This is a genomic window from Streptomyces sp. NPDC038213 (assembly GCF_055600495.1).
In genome coordinates, this window is the sequence record NZ_JBVJYM010000004.1 from 108,873 (window position 1) to 128,320 (window position 19,448).

Genomic DNA, 19,448 nt, shown 5'->3' on the forward strand with positions numbered 1-19,448 from the left:
GGCGGGCGGCAACGTGGGAAAATCTGCTCATGGCCCAGCGACCCGGCGCCTCCCGTGCGCCTGAGCTAGTCCTGGAGACCGACTCGGGTTCGACGGTGATGAGCCCGGGCCGGGTCTACCACGTGGGCCGCGACCCGCTGAGCGAGATCTTCCTCGACGACGCCCGGGTCTCCTGGCACCACGCGGTCCTGCGCCCCGAGGGCGACCACTGGACCGTGGAGGACGAGGACAGCACCAACGGCACCTACGCCGACGGCCGCCGCATCCACGCCTGGGGCGTGGGCCCCGGCAGCGAACTCCGCTTCGGCAGCGCCTCCGACGGCCCCCGCGCCGTCCTCCTCGGGCGCGAGCCCCCCGCCCCGGCCCCGGCCGCCGCCCCCGCACGCGCCCCGCGCGAGGCCCGCCCCTCCGGGGTGTACAGCCCCGGCCTCACCGGCACCTTCCGCCACCCCGCCTCGGTCCGCCCCCTGCCCGCCCGCACCGCCCTGCGCATCGGCCGCGCCCCCGGCAACGACCTCGTCATCGACGACCTCGTGGTCTCCCGGCGCCACGCCGAACTCCGCGGCCTTCCCGGCGGCGGCTACGAGATCGTCGACCTCGGCAGCCACAACGGCACCTTCCTCAACGGCACCCGCACCGACCGCGCCCCCGTCCGCGAGGGCGATATCGTCGGCATCGGCCACTCCGCGTTCTGCCTGGTCGGCGACCACCTCCAGGAGTACGTGGACACCGGCGCCGTCTCCTTCGACGTCCAGGACCTCACCGTGGCCGTCGACCACGGCCGCAAGGTGCTCCTCGACGACGTGTCCTTCCCCGTCGGCGAGAACTGCCTCCTCGCCGTCGTCGGCCCCAGCGGAGCCGGCAAGTCCACCCTGCTCGGCGCCCTCACCGGACTGCGCCCCGCCGACCGCGGCACCGTGCTCTACGACGGCCGCGACCTGTACCGCGACTACGCCGAGCTCCGCAGCCGCATCGGCCTCGTCCCCCAGGACGACATCCTCCACGCCCAGCTCACCGTCCGCCGCGCCCTCGCCTACGCCGCCGAACTCCGCTTCCCCCAGGACACCGCCAGGGCCGAGCGCGAGGCCCGCGTGGACGAGGTCATCCGCGAACTGGGCCTGGAGCAGCGCGCCTCCCAGCCCATCCACAGCCTCTCCGGCGGCCAGCGCAAACGCGTCTCCGTCGCCCTCGAACTGCTCACCAAGCCCTCCCTGCTCTTCCTCGACGAGCCCACCTCCGGACTCGACCCCGGTATGGACCGCTCCGTGATGCACATGCTCCGCGGGCTCGCCGACGACGGCCGCACCGTCATCGTCGTCACGCACAGCGTGCTCTCCCTCGACGTCTGCGACCGCCTGCTCGTCCTCGCCCCCGGCGGCCGGATCGCCTACTACGGTCCCCCCGCGGACACCCTGGAGTTCTTCGGGTACACCCAGTGGCCCGAGGCCTTCGAGGCCTTCGAGACCGACCGGGGCCGCGACTGGGCGGGGGAGTACCGCCGCTCGCCCCTGCACCGCCGCTACATCGCCGAGGCCTCGGGTCAGCCCAGGGTCCCCGGCGGCCGGCCCGCGGGCGGCGCCGTGGGCCCGCCGCCCACACCGCAGAGCTGGGGCGCCCAGCTCGGCACCCTCGTACGCCGCTACGCGGCCGCCCTCGCCGCCGACCGCACCTTCCTCGTGATCATGGTGGCGCTGCCCTTCGTCATGGGCGCCATGGCCCGCGCCCTCGCCGGCAGCACCCTCGGCCCCGAGACCGCGCTGAACGCCCTGCTCATCCTCTGCGTGGGCGGGGTGCTCACCGGAGCCGCCAACGCCGTGCGCGAACTGGTCAAGGAGCGGGTCATCTACCGCCGGGAGAGAGCCGTCGGCCTCTCCCGCTCCGCCTACCTCATGTCCAAGGTCGTCGTCCTCGGCGCCGTCACCGTCGTCCAGGCGGTGGTCCTCACCCTGGTCGCCCTCGCCGGGGTGGACCTCGGCGCGCCGGACGGCCGCGGGGTGCTGATGCCCCCGCTCGCGGAGACCGCCCTCGCCGTCGCCCTGCTCTCCTTCACCGCCATGATGCTCGGCCTGCTGGTCTCCGCCCTCGTGCGCAAGGAGGAGGTGACCATGCCCCTGCTGGTCCTGCTCGCCATCGTGCAGGTGGTCTTCTGCGGGGCGCTGCTCGAACTCAACGGCGTACCCGTGATCGGCCAGCTGGCCTGGCTGGTCCCCTCCCGCTGGGCCTTCGCCGCCATGGCCGGCACCATCGGCCTCTCGCGGACCGTCCCCGGGGAGATCACCGACGACCCGCTGTTCGCGCACGAGGCCGGCACCTGGCTGCTGTGCACGGGGATGCTGCTGGCCCTGTCCCTGCTCTTCGGCATCGCCGTGTCCCGGCTGCTGCGCCGGCACGAGCCCGCCGTCATGCGGAAGTAGGGGCCGGAATGAGCGAACCGGCGGAGTTCCCCGCACCCGAGTTCCGGCCCACGCACGTCGTCCCCCAGGACGGCCTGCCCGCCTGGGAGGCGCCCGACCTCACCCGCCCCACCACCCCCCTCGACCCCTTCCTCCCCGTCCAGCTCCTGGCCCGCCGCGGCGAATGGGGGGAGATCCTCTGCGCCAACGGCTGGTCCGCCTGGGTGGACGGCCGCCTCCTGGTCGCCGTACCCCGCCCGCCGCCCACGGGCGGGCGCCCGCTGGGCCGCAGCGAGGACCTCCGGCCGCTGCTCGCCCGCTGCGCGGAGTCCCTGGAGCGCTACGGGCGGGCCGCGGACGAGCTCGCGGCCGGCCGCACCGACGGCGAGGGCTTCCGGCGCGCCACCCGCGGACTGCGCGCAGGGATCGTCGTCGACGGCGAATCGGTCTGGCTGTACGACGAAGCCGCCGCGCGCTGGATGTACGGGGACGGCGTCCGGATCACCACCTACGCCGCCGAGGGGCCCGGAGCCGCAGCCGCCGGCCTCCCCGCCGCCGGGCCCGACCCGGGGTCCGCCCCCGTGCCCGTACGCGTCGAGCCCCCCGCGGAGGAGCCCGCCGGGGGCACCGAGGTGCCCGCCGCGGGCCGGCAGGGGCACGCGCCGACCCGCGTCGTGTCCCCGGAGGGCACCGGTACCGCCCCCGGTGAGCGGTGATGGGGGCACCCGGGCGCGAGGACAGCAGGCTGCCGTACGACCTCACGGGCAGCCGGGTCGCGGGCTACCTGGTCGAGGCCGAGATCGGGCGCGGCGGCATGGCCGTGGTCTACCGCGCCCACGACGTGCGGCTGGGCCGGACCGTGGCCCTCAAGGTCCTCGCCCCCGAACTGGCCCGCAACGACTCCTTCCGGGCCCGCTTCGTCCACGAGTCCCGGGCGGCCGCCGCGATCGACCACCCGCACATCGTGCCGGTCTTCGAGGCCGACGAGAGCGAGAAGCTGCTGTTCATCGCCATGCGGTACGTGCCCGGACAGGACCTGCGCGCCCTGCTGGACCGCACCGGGCCGATGCCCCTCGCCGCCGCCGTGCGGATCGCGACCCAGGTGGCCTCCGCCCTCGACGCGGCCCACGACCACGACCTCGTCCACCGGGACGTGAAACCGGGCAACATCCTCGTCGCCGCGGGCACCGACGAGGAGCACCCCGAGCACGTCTACCTCGCCGACTTCGGCCTGACGAAGAAGTCCCTGTCCCTGAGCGGGCTGACGAACATCGGCGACATCGTCGGCACCCTCGACTACATGGCCCCGGAGCAGATCGACGGGAAGCCGGTGGACGGGCGCTGCGACCTGTACAGCCTGGGCTGCGTGGTCTTCGAGATGCTGACGGGCACCGCGCCCTTCCCGCGGGAGAACGACGTCGCCGTGCTCTGGGCCCACAAGCACGAGCTGCCGCCCCCGCTGACCTCGGTACGGCCCGATCTGGCGCCCGCCCTGGACGGGGTGCTCGCGCGGGCCCTGGCCAAGGAGCCGGGGGACCGCTTCGACGGCTGCCTCCAGTTCACCGGAGCGCTGCGGCTCGCGGCCCGGCAGGCGCCGGAGCGGCCCGGCCGGGACGGCGGGCCGGGCGGGTCGACAGGGCCGTCCGGGCCCCCGCCCCCGCCCCCGCGCTGGGCGCTGCCGGTCTTCCGCGCCGGGCGGGGCTGATCCAGCCGGGGGCGGCGGAAGGCCCGTACCGCCGTACGGGCGGTCGTACCGGCAGCCGTCAGGCGGGCGGGCGGGGACCGGCGGGGTCCGTCTGGCCGCGCCGCCGGACCGGGCGGGCCAGCAGGGCGCCGAGGTACCCGGCCACCGCCCCCCACAGCACGCCGAGGCCCACGTTCCGCCACAGCTCGGGGCGCAGCTCGACCCGCCCGGCGAGCCCGTCCACCTCGCCGATGCCGATCAGCGACAGGCCGAACCGCGCCTGTACGCCGGCCAGCAGGCAGACCGCCAGCACGGTCAGCCCCAGCGCCACCGCGAGGTGCAGCGCGTGCTGCCAGGCCCGCATCCGGGCCGGGGAGCGCACCGCGGCCGCGAACCCCGCCGCGGGCACCAGGACCGCCGCCGCGACCACCAGCCACCAGGCCCGGCCGTCGTACTGCGCGAGGGCGCCCACATCCAGCTGCGAGAGCTCGGGGGTGCGCAGCACCTGGTCGAGGGCCTGGGGCATCGGCAGCCCGAACGGGCCCTCCACCCGGCCCTCCCAGGCCCCGCCGAGCCCGAGGGTCAGGGCGGTCCAGGCGAGGTTCGGCAGCCCGAGCAGCACGACCGCGAGGGTCTCGCCCGCGTGCCCGCGGGTCAGGGCCACGACCACCCCGGCGACCAGGCCGACGGCCGCGTACGCCAGGAGCAGCAGGACCATCGCGGAGGCCGCCGGCCGGACCGCCTGGTGGAAGCGGACCAGCCGCGGGGGCAGCGGGGCCCGCCGGGACACCAGCAGCGCGAGCAGCATCAGCCCCGCGATCCACAGCAGCCCGAAGAAGAGGGTGGCCGGGACGTCGGCGGCGAAGCCGACCGTGGGGGAGGCGTCGAAGAGCTCGCCGAGCTCCCCGAGGGGGTTGTCGCCCAGGGAGATCCCGAAGCTGTGCCGGGCGAAACCGGCGAAGGCACCCAGGACCGCCAGCCACAGCACGGCCAACTGGACCGCCCGCAGCAGCAGTTCGCCCGCCCCCGCCACCGCGCGGTGGTGCAGCGGGCGGACGAGGAACCAGCCCGCGGCCAGCGCCCCGGCCAGAGTGACCGACAGCGGCAGCAGGGCGATCGAGGCGTCCGCGCCGGCCAGGAACCCGGCCCCGCCCGTCACCTCCACCGATCCGCCCGCGGCCATCACGACCACGGCCGCGACCACCCGGGGCAGGGCCCCGCCGGGCAGGTCCCGCGCCCCGGCGGCGAGGAGTCCGGCGGTCGCCACCACGGTCATCGCGGCGAAGCCGGCGAGTACGGCGAGCAGTGCGTCGGCCCAGCCCCGGACGGCGGCTCCGCGCGGTCCGGAGGGGGCGGTTCCTGCGGTTGCGCTCACAGTGCCACCGTAAGCAGGGGGCGGGCGGGCCGCGCGGCGGGCGGCCCCGGGTTGCGGGCCTCACCCGGATGGCGCACACAATGGTCGGCAGGAGTGACGAAGTCCGGCGCATCCCGTCACGGGACCGGAATCCTCCGCCAGGAAGAAGCCGCCCATGACCACTCAACCGTCGGGCCCGCCGCCTTCCGGCGGCCGCCCCACCGGCCCCCCTTCCGGCCCGCTGTCGGGCCCCGGCGCCCAGGGCCCGCCCACCCCGCCCCCCGGCCCCCCGCCGGCCCCGCCCCAGGGCGGCGGCCCCGGGGGTCCCGGCGCACCGGGCGGCCCCGGCGGACCGGCGGGCCCCGCGGGGTCCGGCGGCGGGCGCGGCGGCCCGTGGTGGCGCTCCGCGCCCAGGGTGGCGACCGCGGCCCTGGCCCTGGTCGCCGCGGTGGTCCTCGTGGTGGTCCTGACCCAGCGCGGCGGCGGCGGGAGCTCGGAGCCGCAGGCCGGCGGGGAGATCTTCCTCCAGCCCGCCTCAGCCGCCGGCCCCGACCCGTACACCGAGTCCACGGTCACCCCCGCCGCCGCCCAGCAGCCGGCCACCACCGCCCCCGCCCGCCCTCCGACCCGGCCCACCCCGCCCGGGCAGACCGTCACCCGCAGCGTCGACGGCGCCGCCCCCGGCCTGTACGGCGGGACCAAGAACGTCGCCAGCTGCGATGTCGAGAAGCAGGTCAGGGTGCTCGGGGCCCAGCCCGCCAAGAACGGCGCCTTCGCCGCCGCCCTCGGCATCCAGCCCCAGGCGGTGCCCGCGTACCTGCGCTCGCTCACCGCGGTCCAGCTCCGATCGGACACCCGGGTCACCAACCACGGCTACCGGGACGGCCGGCCGACCAGCTACCAGGCCGTCCTCCAGGCCGGCACGGCCGTCATGGTCGACGGCCGCGGGGTCCCGCGGGTGCGCTGCGCCTGCGGCAACCCGCTCACGCCGCCCGTGGCGCTGGGCGCCGACCCGCAGCGGCGGGGCACGCCCTGGGCCTCGTACCAGCAGGTCGACGTGGTCGTGATCGCGCCCTCCGTGACGGTCGTCAACAACTTCGTGATCTACGACCAGCGCGACAACCGGTGGTACGAGCGCCACCACGGCCGGCACGGGCGGCCCGACCGGCCCGTCCCGCCGCCGCCCAAGCCCTCGCCGTGGGTGCCGGTGACCCCGCCGGTGACCCCGTCCTCCCCGAGCCCGTCGGAGAGCCCGTCTGAGAGCCCGTCCGAGAGCCCGTCCGAGAGCCCGTCCGAGAGCCCTTCGGACTCGGCGTCCCCCTCCGACTCGCCTTCGGACTCGGCGTCCCCCTCGGATTCGCCGTCCGACTCCCCGTCCGATTCCGTACCGCCGTCTGAGGACTCCGAAGGGGCCTCCCCGGCCGATTCGCCCTCGGACGCCGTCGTCCCGTACGCGCCCGTCACCCCCTGCCCGTCGCTCTCCGGCAGCGTGATCGTGACCCCGCCGGTGCAGGAGGGCGCCACCCCGCCGAACCCCTGCCCGCCCGTGGCGCAGCCGCCCGCCGTGGACTCCCCGTCCGTGCCCTCGCCCGAGCAGCCGTTAGAGGACCCGGCGGGCACCGGGGAGTCCCCGGCCACCGAGGACCCCGCGGTCACCGGGGAGTCCGCGGCACCGGCCTCCTCCGCCCCCGCGCAGGTCCCGGCCTCCCCGGCCGACCCGCCCCCGGCCGGCTCCTCCCCGGCGGTACCGCCCCCCGGTGAGCAGCCCCCGCCCCCCGGCGAAGGCTCCTGACCCGCCCGCGGCTCCCGTCCGATCCGACGGGAGCCGCGGATCGGTGAGACAGTTGCTCCATGGCCGACAGGGGAGTGCCCCGGAGCGCCGCGCCTCCGCCGGAGGACTGGCCGGCCCGACCGGACCGCAGCCTCCAGCTCAACCGGATGGGCACGTTCGACTGGAACCTCGACAGCGGGCAGATGCACCTGGACCCCACCGCCCTCGAGGTCTTCGAGCTGCGCCCCGGCGAGTACGGGGGCACCGCCGCCTCCCTGCGGCTGCGGATCCCGCCCGGCGAGGAGGCCCGGCTCGACGCCCGCGTCTCCCAGGCCCTGAAGAACGGCCGCAGCGAGTACGGGGCCTACTTCCGGATCCGGCGGCGCGACGGCCGCCCCCGCTGGACCCACATCCAGGGGCACATCCTGCGCGACCCCTCGGGCCGCCCGTTCCGCATCATCGGCATCGTCCGCGACGCCTCCCTCGACCCGCGCGAGGCCGGGGCCCCGCAGTGCGGCGGCGGGCGGGCGCCGCGGGCCGAAGAGGCCGCCGTACGCCGCAGGATGACGGGCGTGGTGGACCGGACCAGCGCGATCCTGGCCCACGCCCGGACCGTCCACGACGTCACCGAGGTCCTCAAGGACCCCGAGTCCCTGGGCCACCTCGGGGCGGTCAGCGTGATGCTCGGTGTCGTCGACGGCGGCCGGATCCACCTGGTCGCGGAGGGGCAGCTCGGCTCGTACGTCCCGGAGATCGAGTACACGCGCATCGACGCCCGCTTCCCGATGAGCGAGGCCGTGCGCACCCTCCAGCCCGTGTTCCTCTCCGAGCGGGAGGAGTTCCAGGAGCGCTACCCGCAGCTGTGGCCGTTCATCGAACCCCTCGACGTGCGCAGCGGGGCCTACCTGCCGCTGATCGCCCAGGGCCGCCCCATCGGCGCCCTGGGGCTGCTCTACGCCCGGCCCGGCGGGTTCTCCGCGGAGGAGCGCAACCTGCTCGTCGCCCTGGGCAGCGGCATCGCGCAGAGCCTCCAGCGGGCCATGCTGTACGAGCAGGAGCACGACCTCGCGGAGGGCCTCCAGCGGGCGATGCTGCCGCGGAGCATCCCCGAGGTGCCCGGGGCCCGGATCGCGGTCCGCTACCGGGCCGCCCGGATGGGCCGGGACATCGGCGGGGACTGGTACGACGTGGTCCCGCTGGGCGGCAACCGCATCGGGGTGATGATCGGTGACGTGGAGGGGCACGACACCGACGCCGCCGCCGTCATGGGCCAGCTCCGGATCGTGCTGCGCGCCTACGCCGCCGAGGGCCACACCCCCGCAGCGGCGATGGCCCGCGCCTCCGCGTTCCTGCGCGACCTGGACACGGACCGGTTCGCGACCTGCACCTACGCCGAGGTGGACCTCGGCACCGGACTGCTCCAGCTGGTCCGCGCCGGACACCTCGACCCCCTGGTGCGCCGCGGGGACGGCAGCTGCCACCGGATCGCCGTCGCGGGCGGCCTCCCGCTGGGCCTGCCCGCAGGCGCGGACACCGGCCCGGGACCGGCGGGGCCCGGCTACCCCGTCACCGCCTTCGAGCTGCACCCCGGCGAAACCCTGGTGCTGTGCACGGACGGCCTGGTCGAACGGCCCGGCACCGACCCCGGCCTCGGGATGCGGGAGCTGATGGCAGCGACCCGCAAGGGACCGACCGACCTGGAGGCACTCGCCGACGCCCTCTGCGACCTGGTCGGCGACCAGGGCGGCGGGGACGACATGGCCCTGCTCCTGCTGCGCCGCCAGGGGGCCGTCGTCCCCCGCGGCGGCGGACCCCTGCGCCAGCACCTGGAACCGGGCGATCCGCAGGGCCCCACGGCCGCCCGCCACCTGGTCCGGGCGGCGGCCGCCGCCTGGGGCGCCCCGGACCGCGCCGACGAGATCGAGCTGGCCGCCGACGAACTGGTCACCAACGTCCTCGTCCACACCGACGGCGGCGGCGAGGTCATCCTGCGCCTGACCCCGGAGGGCCGCATCCGCGTGGAGGTGGAGGACGGTTCCAGCGCCCTGCCGCGCCGCCGCGAGGCGGGCGACTGGGCGGTGTCGGGGCGCGGGCTGATGCTGATCGAGCAGCTGGCCGACGTGTGGGGCGTGGAGCCGCGGGGCGGCGGCAAGTGCGTGTGGTGCGAGTTCGAGGTCACGGCGGGGGCGGGCTGAGTCCCGGCCGCGGGCTGCGCGTTCAGCCCCGGGCCACCGGCCCCTGCACGGCCTTCACGTGCTGGAGGGCCGACAGCCTGCGGACGAACAGGACCGCGGCCGCCGCGGCACCCAGGTCCAGCAGGTCCGCGAGGATCAGCGTCTCCATGCCGCGCCCGTAGGCGTCCGCGTCGGTGTCGCGGAGGGCGTACTGCCCGGCCAGGCCCGTGATCGTGCCCGCGGTCCACAGGACCCACCAGGTGTTCACGGTGCCGAGCGACAGCGTGGCCGGCCGCCCGTCCGCGGGCAGCTGCGTGCTCGCGGTCCAGATCTCCACGGAGATCCGGTACGGCATCCAGAGGTTCACCACCGGGATGAACCAGGCGCCGAGCGACCAGCCGGGCCCACGGCGGAAGCCCTCGGGCGCGAACACCTGCCCGTTGGCCCGCACCCGCCGGAACCAGACGAGGAAGAGGACCCCGGTCGCCAGCAGCAGGTTCATGCGCACCACGTCGGACAGGTGGAGCAGCCGCTCCACCTCCCCGGAGCGCTCCTCCGACCACGGGTCCTGCGCCGTGTACTGCGAGCCGTAGAACTCGTGCGCCACGACCCCCGCGTAGAGGGAGAACAGGACCGCCCCGGCGGACAGCAGGAGCAGGCCGGTCACCCAGTAGGAGAGCGTCCGCGGGTCGCGGACCGCGGGCACGGGCAGGGGCGGGCGCGGCCGGAGGGTTCCGGTCGTGTCGGCGTTCATGGCTGGGTTCCCCCCGGGGACGTACGCGGTCGGTGTCCCGCCGGTGGCGGGCCCGAGGACCCTACGGCAGCCCTGACCTGCGAGGAAGCCCAGGGTCCGGTCCCAGGTGCCGGAGGCCGGGGAGCAATCGGGTCAGAGGGTGACGAGGGTGGTCTCGGTGGCCTTCACGCTGGTCCACACGGCGGTTCCCTCGGCCAGGCCGAGTTCCGCGGCGGCGTCCGGGGTGATCTCGGCGAGGAGGTCCGGGGACTCGGGTGAGGTGACGAGCACGCGCAGCCGGCTGCCGACCGCGGTGATCTCGCGGACCGTGCCCGGCCACACGTTGCGCGGGCTGCCGCCCGGCCGCTCCCGGTACACGGCCACCGCCTCGGGCGCGATGATCGCCAGGGCCCGGCAGCCCTCGGGGGCCTCGTCCGCGAGGACGAGCCGCCCGCCGCCCTCCAGGGCGAGCGCGCCGTCCGCCACCGTGCCGGGCCAGGCGTTGCTGCCGAGCATCCGGGCCACCCACGGGGAGCGCGGATGCCGGGCCACCTCGGCGGGGGGCGCGTCCTGGAGGGCCTCGCCGCCGTCGAGTACGAGCACCCGGTCGGCCAGGGACACGGCCTCCACCGGGTCGTGCGTGACGATCAGGCAGACCCCGCCGAAGCCGCCCAGGTGGCTGCGCAGGGTGTGCCGGACCCGGGCCCGGGTGGTCTGGTCGAGGGCCGCGAGGGGTTCGTCGAGCAGCAGCAGCCTCGGCCGGGCGGCCAGCGCCCGGGCCAGGGCCACCCGCTGGGCCTGCCCGCCCGAGAGCTGGGCCGGCCTGCGGTGGGCGAGGGCCCCGACGCCCAGCCGGTCCAGCCACTCCCGGGCCTGGCGGCGGGCCTCGGCGCGCGGCACCCCGCGGGCCCGCAGCCCGTACGCGGTGTTGGCGAGGGCGGACAGGTGCGGGAAGAGGGCCCCGTCCTGCGGGACCCAGGCCACCTGGCGGCGGTGCGGGGGCAGTGCGGTGACGTCGGTGCCGCCGAGGCGCAGCTCCGCGTGTGCGCGCGGGGTGAGGCCGAGGAGGGCCCGCAGGAGGGTGGTCTTGCCCGCGCCGTTCTCCCCGACCACGGCGATGGTGGTGCCGGGCGCGGCGTCGAGCGCGAGCCGGTTGAAGCCGCTGACCTCGGCGTGCAGGGACCACCGCTCGGCGGGAGCCGACGGGGCGGAGGGGGCGGGGGACGGGGCTGCTTCCGGTCCGGGTCCGGCTGCGGCGGGCTCGGGGGGCGGTTCCGGGGCGGGGCGCGGGTCCGCCGCCGGGGTGCCCGTCCAGCGGCCGCGCAGGGCGATCAGCACGGCCATGGCCACGGCCAGCAGGAGCAGCGACAGGGAGGTCGCGGCCTCGGGCTCGTCCTGGAGCAGCAGGTAGACCTGGAGGGGCAGGGTCTGCGTGGTGCCGGGCAGATTGCCCGCGAAGGTGATCGTGGCGCCGAACTCGCCCAGGGCGCGGGCCCAGGTGAGGGCCGCGCCGGCCAGCAGGCCGGGGCCGACCATGGGCAGGGTGACCGTGAAGAACACCCGTACCGGCGAGGCGCCGAGGGAGGCCGCGGTCTCCTCGTAGCTCGGCTTCAGCCCGCTGAGCGCCCCCTCCAGGCTGATCACGAGGAACGGCATGGCCACGAACGTGGCCGCGACCACGGCGCCGGAGGTGTGGAAGGGCAGGGTGATCCCGAAGGTGTCCTCCATCCACGGGCCGAGCAGCCCGCGCCGACCGAAGGCGAGCAGCAGGGCCACGCCGCCCACGGTCGGCGGCAGCACCATCGGCAGCAGCACCAGCGAGCGGACCACCGCCTTGCCGGGGAAGTCGACGCGGGCCAGCAGCCAGGCGAGCGGCACGCCCAGCACCAGGGACAGCCCGAGCGACCAGCCGGAGACGAGGAGCGAGAGCTTCAGCGCCTCGACCACGCCCGGCGTGGTGAGGTGCGCCGCGAGATCGCTCCACGCCGTCCGCACCAGGATCCCGACGAGCGGCAGCAGCAGGAACAGCACCGCCAGCAGGGCCGGCAGGGCCAGGGCGAGCGGCGGCCGGGTGCGGGGCCTGCGGGGGCTGCGGACCCCGGCCTGGCCGGGGGCCGGGGCCGGGTCGGGTGCCGCGGCCGGGGCGGGCGTCGGGTCGGGTGCTGGGCTCATGCGGGTTCCTGCGCGTTCGGTCGTACGGGAAGGCGTGGCAGGGCGAGGATACGAGCGCGGCGGGGCCGCCCGTCCCCCCGGAGCGGGCGGCCCCGCCGCGGAGCGCGCGGGCCTGCGGCCGGGGGAGCCCCGGGCTCCCGCCCCCGCCCGCGTCTCCGGTCCCGCTTACGGCTGCTGGAAGCCGGCCCCGCGCAGGATCTGCTGGGCCTCGGGGGTGCTCAGCCAGGCCACGAAGGCGGCGGCCGCACCGGCGTTCTTCGACTGCTTCAGCGCGGCGGCCGGGTAGGAGGCCACGGCGTTCTGCCCGTCCGGGATCACCACGGCCTCCACCTTCCCGGCGGCCTTGGCGGCGTCGGTCTTGTAGACGAGGCCCGCGTCGGCCTCGCCCAGCTCCACCTTGGAGAGCACGGCGCGGACGTTCGGCTCCAGGGACACCGGCTTCACGGCGACCTTCTGGGCGTCCAGGATCTTCCTGCTGTAGCGGCCCACCGGCACCTCGGGCGCCGCGAGGACCACCTTCAGCTTGGTGTCCGCCAGGTCCTTCAGGGCGCCGACCTTGAAGGGGTTGCCCTTGCCCGTGGCGATGACCAGGCGGTTCTTGGCGATCACGGTCGGCGCGCCGGCCAGCTCGGCCGTCAGCCCGTCCATGGTCCTCGTGTCGGCGGTGACCAGGGCGTCGGCGGGCGCACCCTGCTTGACCTGGGCGGCGAGCTCCTGCGAGCCGGCGAACGAGAAGGTCACCCTGGTGCCCGGGTTGGCCTTCTCGTAAGCGGCGCCGGCCGCCTTGAAGACGTCCGTGAGGGAGGAGGCGGCGAGCACGGTCAGGGAGGCGGCCTTGGGCGCGTCGGAGGACGGGGAGGACTTGGTGCCCTCACCGGCGGTGTCCGTGCCCGCCTTGTCGCTGCCGCAGGCGGCCAGCGGGACGAGCAGGGCGGCGGTCAGGACGGCAGCGGCGGCGCGGCGGGTGGTGATCGGGGACATGAGGGTCGGACTCCTCGGTGCGGCGGACGGGCGGGACCGGTCCGGGGGCGGGACGAGCGGCGCCGGTGACGGGCGGTGCGGGCTCTGCGTGACGGAGCGGATGGTGCGCGGAGCGGGCGGCGGCCGGGTCGCGGCCGCCGGGCCGGACCCGGGCGACATGCGGCAGGTGATGCCGCATGTGCGACAAGGTAGGGCCTTTGATGTCGCATGTGCAATCGTCTTCTGACGAACTGCCTGGCAATTGCTACAGCGTATGTCGTTTCCGACAAAGACCGCCCGGGGGGCGGGCGCTAGAGTGCGGGCATGGCTGACGAGGGAACCTCCGCACGCGTCGACAGCTGGATCTGGTCCGTCCGGCTCACCAAGACCCGGTCGCTGGCCGCGGCCGCGTGCCGGGCCGGTCACGTCCGCGTCAACGGCGACCGCGCCAAGCCGGCGCAGACCGTGAAGACGGGCGACGAGGTACGGCTCTTCCACGAGGGCCGCGAGCGGATCGTCATCGTGCAGCGGGTGGTCACGAAGCGGGTCGGCGCCCCGGTGGCCGCGGAATGCCTGATCGACAAGAGCCCGCCGCCCCCGACCCGCACGGAGGCCGCCGCGACGGGCCTGCGCGACCGCGGCGCGGGCCGCCCCACCAAGCGCGAACGCCGCGACCTGAACGCCCTCCGCGGCCGCTGATCCGGCGGGACGCCGGTGCGGGTAGGGGCGTCCCACCCGACCGGCCGGGCGGAGCGGACCCGGCCCGCCGTGATGCGGACCGCCGGGGCCCGGTCCGCCGGGGTCCGGTCCGCCGAGATCATGGCGGCCCGGATCCGCTCCGGCGGACCGCCTGACCGCGGGCCGCCGTGCCGGACGGCCGGGGGCCGGCCCGCCCGCATCCGGGACGGGGTGAGGTGCCCGTACGAACCCCGCCTCACGGGCGTACCGAACCCGGCTTGCGGGCGTGCGGGACCCGGCTTCGGGCGTGCCGGACTCGGCTTACGGGCGTACCGGACTCGGCTTACGGGCGTACCCGACCTGGCTTCGGGCGTGCCCGGCCGGGCTTGCGGGCGCCCTGAACCTGGCTCCGGGCGCGCCGGGTCTGGCTGCGGGCGTACCGGACTCGGCTTCCAGGCGTACCCGACCTGGCTCCGGGCGTACCCGGCCGCGCTTACGGGCGTGCCGGACTCGGCTCCGGGCGTACCGGGCCGGGCTTACGGGCGTATCCGACCCGGCCACGCCCCTCCCGGGCCGGCCCGCCCCAGTTCCGGTCCTCACCGGCCCGGTCACGCCTTGCGGTAGGCGTACGCCTCCGCCGCCGAGGCGGCGACGGCCGCCAGGTCGGCCCCTGCGGAGGCCGTGACCAGTGCGGACACCGCGCCCTCCACGAACGGTGCGTCGACCAGGACGGCGCCCTCGGGCAGCTCGTCCCCCTCCGCCAGGAGGGCCTTCACCGTGAGCACCGAACTGCCGAGGTCGGCCAGGAGGGCCACCCCCGCGCCCCGGTCCACGGACCGCGCCGCCGCCACGATCAGCTCGGCGCTGGTGCCCAGGCCGCCGTCCAGCGTGCCGCCCGCCGCGGCCAGCGGCACCGGCCGGCCGCCCGCCGCGAGGCCCCGGGCCAGCTCCGCCACCGACTCGGCCACCCCGCGGCTGTGCGACACGAGCACGATCCCGACCAGCGGCGCTCCGCCCCCGTCTGCCCCCGGCCCGCTCACGCGGCCTCCCCCGAGTCCGGACCGGTCCGTGAGCCCGTACCCGTATCCGCCCCCGGCCCGCGCCCCTGTGCTTCCGCCGTCCCAGCCACCCCCGTCGCCTCAGCCGTGTCCGCCGCCTCAGCCGTCTCCGCCAGTGCCGCGAACAGCAGCGCTGCCGAGGCCGCCCCCGGGTCCTCGTGGCCGATGCTGCGCGCGCCGAGGTAGCTGGCCCGGCCCTTGCGGGCCTGGAGCGGTGCGGTCGCCAGCGCGCCGTGCTCCGCCGCGTCCCGCGCCGCCGCGTACGAGGTGGACAGCGCCGCCACCCCCGGCACCAGCGCGTCCAGCATCGTCGCGTCACCCGGCGCCGCCCCGCCCAGCTGAGCCACCGCGCCGACCCCCTTGTACAGGGCCAGCCGCAGGGCGTCGTCCGAGACCTCCGGGGCCTCCCCGAGCTCCTTGCCGGTACGCCGCAGCAGGGTCCCGTACAGGGGCCCGGAGGCCCCGCCGACCGTGGAGATCAGGGTCCGCCCGGCCAGCTGGAGCACCCCGCCGGGGTGGCCGGGCCGCTCCGCGTCCAGCTCCGCCGCCACGGCCGCGAACCCGCGCAGCAGGTTGGCGCCGTGGTCGGCGTCCCCGATGGGGGAGTCCAGTTCGGTCAGCCGCCCGGCCTCCCGCCCGACGGCGGCCGTGACCGCCGCCATCCAGCTCCGGAAGAACTCCGCGTCGCGCACCCTGCCGCCTCCTCGCCTGGGACCCGGGCCGGACCGCCCGTACGCCGCCCCGCCCCGCGCCCGCCCGTACCGCCGCGCCCCAGCCTACGGACCCGAACCGCTCACCGGCCCCAGCGCAGCGCCGCCGTCGACACCGGTGCGTCCCACAGCCGCAGCACCTCCCCGTCGGCCTCGCACAGCGTCACCGAGCAGCCCGCCATGTCCAGCGAGGTGACGTAGTTCCCGACGAGCGTCCGCGCGACCGCGACCCCGCGCTCCGCCAGCACCGCGTGCACCTCGCCCGCGAACCCGTACAGCTCCAGCAGCGGGGTGCCGCCCATCCCGTTGACCAGGGCGAGCACCGGCCCCGCGGGCCGCAGATCGGCCAGTACGGCGTCCAGGACGCCCTCCGCGATCTCCCGCGCGCCCGCCACCGGGCGCCGCTCGCGCCCCGGCTCCCCGTGGATGCCCACGCCCCACTCCAGCTCGCCGTCCGGCAGCTCGAAGGTCGGTGCGCCCTTCGCGGGCGTGGTGCAGGCCGTCAGGGCCACGCCGAAGCTCCGGCAGCGGGCGTTCACCTCCCGGGCCAGCGCCGCCACCCGCTCCAGCGGCGCGCCCTCCTCGGCCGCCGCGCCCGCGATCTTCTCCACGAACAGCGTCCCGCCCGTCCCGCGCCGCCCGGCCGTGTACAGGCTGTCGGCCACCGCCACGTCGTCGTCCACGAGCACGCTCTCCACCCGGATGCCGTCCTCCGCCGCCAGCTCGGCGGCCATCTCGAAGTTGAGCACGTCGCCGGTGTAGTTCTTCACCACGAACAGCACCCCGGCCCCGCCGTCCACCGCCGCGGCCGCCCGCAGCACCTGGTCCGGCACGGGAGACGTGAACACCTCGCCCGGGCAGGCCGCGGCCAGCATCCCCGGGCCCACGAACCCGGCGTGCAGGGGCTCGTGCCCCGCACCGCCGCCCGACACCAGCGCCACCCGCCCCGCCTGCGGCGCACCGCGCCGCCGCACGATCCGCCGCTCGGCGTCCACCTCCAGCTCGGGATGGGCCGCGGCCATCCCGCGCAGCGCGTCCGCGACGACCGTTCCGGGGCTGTTGATCAACATTTTCACGGGGTCTCCTCCGTCCGCCGGCGGCGCCTGACCCGCTTCCCGGGGGCGCCGCGCCGCGGGTCCGCCGGACCCGCGGTCGAGACCTGACCCATACCCCTGTCCAGAGGAGGGCGATCACGGGATATCTTGATGTCAAGCAATGTTGGAGACGTGGAGACGCGGAGCGGAGCACCGGTGACTGACTCGACCATCATCTATACGCACACTGACGAGGCCCCGGCCCTGGCCACCTATTCCTTCCTCCCGGTGGTCCAGGCCTACGCCTCGACCGCCGGAGTCCGGGTCGAGACCCGTGACATCTCGCTGGCCGGGCGCATCATCGCCAGCTTCCCGGAGTTCCTCCAGGAGGACCAGCGCATCGCGGACGCCCTGGCCGAGCTCGGCGAGCTGGCCAAGACCCCGGCCGCCAACATCATCAAGCTGCCGAACATCTCCGCCTCGATCCCGCAGCTCAAGGCCGCGGTCGCCGAGCTCCAGGCGCAGGGCTACGCCCTCCCGGACTACCCGGACGACCCGCAGACGGAGCAGGACAAGGACGTCCGCGCCCGCTACGACAAGATCAAGGGCTCCGCGGTCAACCCGGTCCTGCGCGAGGGCAACTCCGACCGCCGAGCCCCCGGCTCGGTCAAGAACTACGCCAAGGCCCACCCCCACCGCATGGGCGCGTGGAGCGGCGACTCGAAGACCAACGTCGCCACCATGGGCGAGAACGACTTCCGCTCCACCGAGAAGTCCGCCACCATCGCCGAGGCCGGCACCCTGCGCATCGAGCACGTGGCCGCCGACGGCACCACCACCGTGCTGCGCGACTCCGTACCGGTCCTGGCCGGCGAGGTCGTCGACGCCTCCGTGATGCGCGCCGCCGCCCTGCGCACCTTCCTCGAGGCGCAGGTCGCCCGCGCCAAGGCCGAGGGCGTGCTGTTCTCCGTGCACCTCAAGGCCACGATGATGAAGGTCTCCGACCCGATCGTCTTCGGCCACGTGGTCCGCGCCTTCTTCCCGAACACCTTCGCGAAGTACGGCGAGGCCCTCGCCGCCGCCGGCCTGTCCCCCAACGACGGCCTCGGCACCATCCTGAACGGCCTGGGCTCCCTGGAGAACGGCGCCGAGATCAAGGCCTCCTTCGACGCCGAGACCGCCGAGGGCCCGGCCCTCGCGATGGTCGACTCCGACAAGGGCATCACCAACCTGCACGTGCCGTCCGACGTCATCGTCGACGCCTCGATGCCGGCCATGATCCGCACCTCCGGCCACATGTGGGGCCCGGACGGCCAGGAGGCCGACACCCTCGCCGTCCTCCCGGACAGCTCCTACGCCGGCGTGTACCAGGCCGTCATCGAGGACTGCCGCGCCCACGGCGCCTTCGACCCGGCCACCATGGGCTCGGTCCCGAACGTCGGCCTGATGGCCCAGAAGGCCGAGGAGTACGGCTCCCACGACAAGACCTTCGAGATCGCCGAGGCGGGAACCGTCCGCCTCGTCGACGCCGAGGGCAACGTCGTCCTGGAGCAGGAGGTCGCCGAGGGCGACATCTTCCGCGCCTGCCAGACCAAGGACCTGCCGGTCCAGGACTGGGTCAAGCTCGCCGTCACCCGCGCCCGCGCCACCGGCGACCCGGCCGTGTTCTGGCTGGACGAGACCCGCGCCCACGACGCGCAGCTCATCGCCAAGGTCAACGCGTACCTGCCGCAGCACGACACCGAGGGTCTGACCATCAAGGTCCTCGCCCCGGTCGAGGCCACGAAGTTCTCCCTGGAGCGCATCCGCCGCGGCGAGAACACCATCTCGGTCACCGGCAACGTGCTGCGCGACTACCTGACCGACCTCTTCCCCATCCTGGAGCTGGGCACCAGCGCCAAGATGCTCTCCGTCGTCCCGCTGATGGCCGGCGGCGGCCTCTTCGAGACGGGCGCCGGCGGCTCCGCCCCGAAGCACGTCCAGCAGCTGGTCAAGGAGAACTACCTGCGCTGGGACAGCCTCGGCGAGTTCTTCGCCCTGGCCGCCAGCTTCGAGCACCTGGCCACCACCACGGGCAACGCCCGCGCCCAGGTCCTGGCCGACACCCTCGACCGCGCCACCGGCACCTTCCTCAACGAGGACAAGTCGCCGACCCGTCGCCTCGGCGGCATCGACAACCGCGGCAGCCACTTCTACCTGGCCCTGTACTGGGCCCAGGAGCTGGCCGGCCAGACCGCGGACGCCCAGCTCGCCGAGGCCTTCGGCCCGCTCGCCAAGACCCTGGCCGAGCAGGAGCAGGCCATCGTCGCCGAGCTGAACGCCGTCCAGGGCTCCCCGGCCGACATCGGCGGCTACTTCCAGCCCGACCCGGCCAAGGCCGCGGCCGTCATGCGCCCGTCCGCCCTCCTGAACGACGCGCTGGCCACCCTGGTCTGACCCGCCCCCCTGCCCGCACCCTCCGGGGCGCGGGCACCGGCAGCACCACGGCCCGCCCCGCCCCGGCACCCGCCGGGGCGGGGCGCAGCCGCATCCGGGGCCCGGGCTGATCCCCGCTGCGGGGTTCGACCCCGCGCTCGGGGCCCGGCGCTACCTGCTGCCCGCCGTGCTGGGGGCGCGGTCCGCCGGGGTGCCGGCGCTCATCCACGAGTCGAACGCCGTTCCCGGGCGGGCCAACAGGTTCGCGGCGCGGCTCACCCCGCACATCGCCGTCGCCTTCGAGCCGTCAGC

General features: G+C 75.9%; 13 protein-coding genes and 2 pseudogenes. 8 read left to right on the top strand and 7 right to left on the bottom strand.

Translation table 11 applies throughout. The features are described 5' to 3' along the window. Positions 1-29 precede the first annotated feature (29 nt). Genes ACZ7JZ_RS07845 through ACZ7JZ_RS07855 form a run of 3 tightly spaced genes read left to right on the top strand, consistent with a single transcriptional unit; the run spans position 30 to position 4,098 of the window. Positions 30-2,414, top strand: a complete 2,385-nt coding sequence (locus ACZ7JZ_RS07845; RefSeq protein WP_470934405.1) for an ABC transporter ATP-binding protein/permease — start codon at positions 30-32, stop codon at positions 2,412-2,414. 8 nt (positions 2,415-2,422) lie between these two features. After that, positions 2,423-3,109: a hypothetical protein gene (locus tag ACZ7JZ_RS07850; protein WP_470934407.1), complete on the top strand. Its 687-nt coding sequence runs from the start codon at positions 2,423-2,425 to the stop codon at positions 3,107-3,109. Next, complete coding sequence (locus ACZ7JZ_RS07855; protein ID WP_470934409.1) at positions 3,109-4,098, top strand: serine/threonine-protein kinase; 990 nt, start codon at positions 3,109-3,111, stop codon at positions 4,096-4,098. Before ACZ7JZ_RS07850 ends, ACZ7JZ_RS07855 begins: the two co-directional genes overlap by 1 nt. 58 nt (positions 4,099-4,156) lie before the next feature. Here ACZ7JZ_RS07855 and ACZ7JZ_RS07860 read toward each other — a convergent pair whose 3' ends face one another. Beyond that, positions 4,157-5,452 carry a streptophobe family protein gene (locus ACZ7JZ_RS07860; RefSeq protein WP_470934412.1) on the bottom strand — a complete coding sequence of 432 codons (1,296 nt, stop codon included), beginning with the start codon at positions 5,450-5,452 and terminating at the stop codon, positions 4,157-4,159. Positions 5,453-5,606: 154 nt separating this feature from the next. Between ACZ7JZ_RS07860 and ACZ7JZ_RS07865 the strand changes: the two are divergent. Together ACZ7JZ_RS07865 and ACZ7JZ_RS07870 are read left to right on the top strand one after the other, a co-directional pair. Continuing rightward, positions 5,607-6,860 (top strand): annotated as a pseudogene (locus tag ACZ7JZ_RS07865) (DUF6777 domain-containing protein); the annotation flags it as partial. Positions 6,861-7,282: 422 nt separating this feature from the next. Continuing rightward, positions 7,283-9,397, top strand: a complete 2,115-nt coding sequence (locus ACZ7JZ_RS07870; protein WP_470934415.1) for a SpoIIE family protein phosphatase — start codon at positions 7,283-7,285, stop codon at positions 9,395-9,397. A 22-nt stretch (positions 9,398-9,419) separates the two neighbouring features. Here the strand turns inward: ACZ7JZ_RS07870 and ACZ7JZ_RS07875 are convergent, their stop codons facing one another. The 3 genes from ACZ7JZ_RS07875 to modA form a co-directional block, all read right to left on the bottom strand. Further along, positions 9,420-10,130 carry a DUF4328 domain-containing protein gene (locus tag ACZ7JZ_RS07875; RefSeq protein WP_470934418.1) on the bottom strand — a complete coding sequence of 237 codons (711 nt, stop codon included), beginning with the start codon at positions 10,128-10,130 and terminating at the stop codon, positions 9,420-9,422. Positions 10,131-10,262: 132 nt separating this feature from the next. Further along, on the bottom strand, positions 10,263-12,281 hold the full coding sequence (locus tag ACZ7JZ_RS07880) for an ABC transporter permease (protein WP_470934421.1): 2,019 nt from the start codon (positions 12,279-12,281) through the stop codon (positions 10,263-10,265). A gap of 165 nt (positions 12,282-12,446) precedes the next feature. Further along, the gene (gene modA / locus ACZ7JZ_RS07885) at positions 12,447-13,262 is read right to left on the bottom strand and encodes a molybdate ABC transporter substrate-binding protein (protein ID WP_470934424.1); all 816 of its coding nucleotides are present in this window, start codon (positions 13,260-13,262) and stop codon (positions 12,447-12,449) included. 303 nt (positions 13,263-13,565) lie between these two features. Between modA and ACZ7JZ_RS07890 the strand changes: the two genes are divergently transcribed. Beyond that, positions 13,566-13,940 (top strand): RNA-binding S4 domain-containing protein, encoded by a 375-nt coding sequence (locus tag ACZ7JZ_RS07890; RefSeq protein ID WP_470934427.1) that lies wholly within the window; start codon positions 13,566-13,568, stop codon positions 13,938-13,940. Positions 13,941-14,527: 587 nt separating this feature from the next. Here the strand turns inward: ACZ7JZ_RS07890 and ACZ7JZ_RS07895 are convergent. The 3 genes from ACZ7JZ_RS07895 to dhaK all read right to left on the bottom strand — a co-directional run bounded on the left by ACZ7JZ_RS07895 (position 14,528) and on the right by dhaK (position 16,757). Further along, positions 14,528-14,959: a PTS-dependent dihydroxyacetone kinase phosphotransferase subunit DhaM gene (locus tag ACZ7JZ_RS07895; protein WP_470934430.1), complete on the bottom strand. Its 432-nt coding sequence runs from the start codon at positions 14,957-14,959 to the stop codon at positions 14,528-14,530. Further along, positions 14,956-15,639, bottom strand: a complete 684-nt coding sequence (dhaL, locus tag ACZ7JZ_RS07900) for a dihydroxyacetone kinase subunit DhaL (protein WP_470935226.1) — start codon at positions 15,637-15,639, stop codon at positions 14,956-14,958. The genes ACZ7JZ_RS07895 and dhaL overlap by 4 nt, the downstream gene beginning before the upstream one ends. A 131-nt stretch (positions 15,640-15,770) precedes the next feature. Next, entirely contained in the window at positions 15,771-16,757 is a 987-nt protein-coding gene (gene dhaK, locus ACZ7JZ_RS07905; protein ID WP_470934433.1) for a dihydroxyacetone kinase subunit DhaK, read from the bottom strand. 180 nt (positions 16,758-16,937) lie between these two features. Between dhaK and ACZ7JZ_RS07910 the strand changes: the two genes are divergently transcribed. Together ACZ7JZ_RS07910 and ACZ7JZ_RS07915 are read left to right on the top strand one after the other, a co-directional pair. Next, on the top strand, positions 16,938-19,157 hold the full coding sequence (locus tag ACZ7JZ_RS07910; protein ID WP_470934434.1) for an NADP-dependent isocitrate dehydrogenase: 2,220 nt from the start codon (positions 16,938-16,940) through the stop codon (positions 19,155-19,157). A gap of 106 nt (positions 19,158-19,263) precedes the next feature. Further along, positions 19,264-19,446 (top strand): annotated as a pseudogene (locus ACZ7JZ_RS07915) (glycosyltransferase); the annotation flags it as partial. Between the last annotated feature and the right edge of the window lie 2 nt (positions 19,447-19,448).

Excerpts from the sequence above, each read along its gene's own strand:
- ACZ7JZ_RS07890 (WP_470934427.1), top strand. The coding sequence starts at position 13,566 with ATGGCTGACGAGGGAACCTCCGCACGCGTCGACAGCTGGATCTGGTCC.
- ACZ7JZ_RS07880 (WP_470934421.1), bottom strand. The coding sequence starts at position 12,281 with ATGAGCCCAGCACCCGACCCGACGCCCGCCCCGGCCGCGGCACCCGAC.
- ACZ7JZ_RS07855 (WP_470934409.1), top strand. The coding sequence starts at position 3,109 with ATGGGGGCACCCGGGCGCGAGGACAGCAGGCTGCCGTACGACCTCACG.
- ACZ7JZ_RS07870 (WP_470934415.1), top strand. The coding sequence starts at position 7,283 with ATGGCCGACAGGGGAGTGCCCCGGAGCGCCGCGCCTCCGCCGGAGGAC.
- ACZ7JZ_RS07850 (WP_470934407.1), top strand. The coding sequence starts at position 2,423 with ATGAGCGAACCGGCGGAGTTCCCCGCACCCGAGTTCCGGCCCACGCAC.
- dhaK (WP_470934433.1), bottom strand. The coding sequence starts at position 16,757 with ATGTTGATCAACAGCCCCGGAACGGTCGTCGCGGACGCGCTGCGCGGG.
- ACZ7JZ_RS07845 (WP_470934405.1), top strand. The coding sequence starts at position 30 with ATGGCCCAGCGACCCGGCGCCTCCCGTGCGCCTGAGCTAGTCCTGGAG.
- ACZ7JZ_RS07875 (WP_470934418.1), bottom strand. The coding sequence starts at position 10,130 with ATGAACGCCGACACGACCGGAACCCTCCGGCCGCGCCCGCCCCTGCCC.
- modA (WP_470934424.1), bottom strand. The coding sequence starts at position 13,262 with ATGTCCCCGATCACCACCCGCCGCGCCGCCGCTGCCGTCCTGACCGCC.
- dhaL (WP_470935226.1), bottom strand. The coding sequence starts at position 15,639 with ATGGCGGCGGTCACGGCCGCCGTCGGGCGGGAGGCCGGGCGGCTGACC.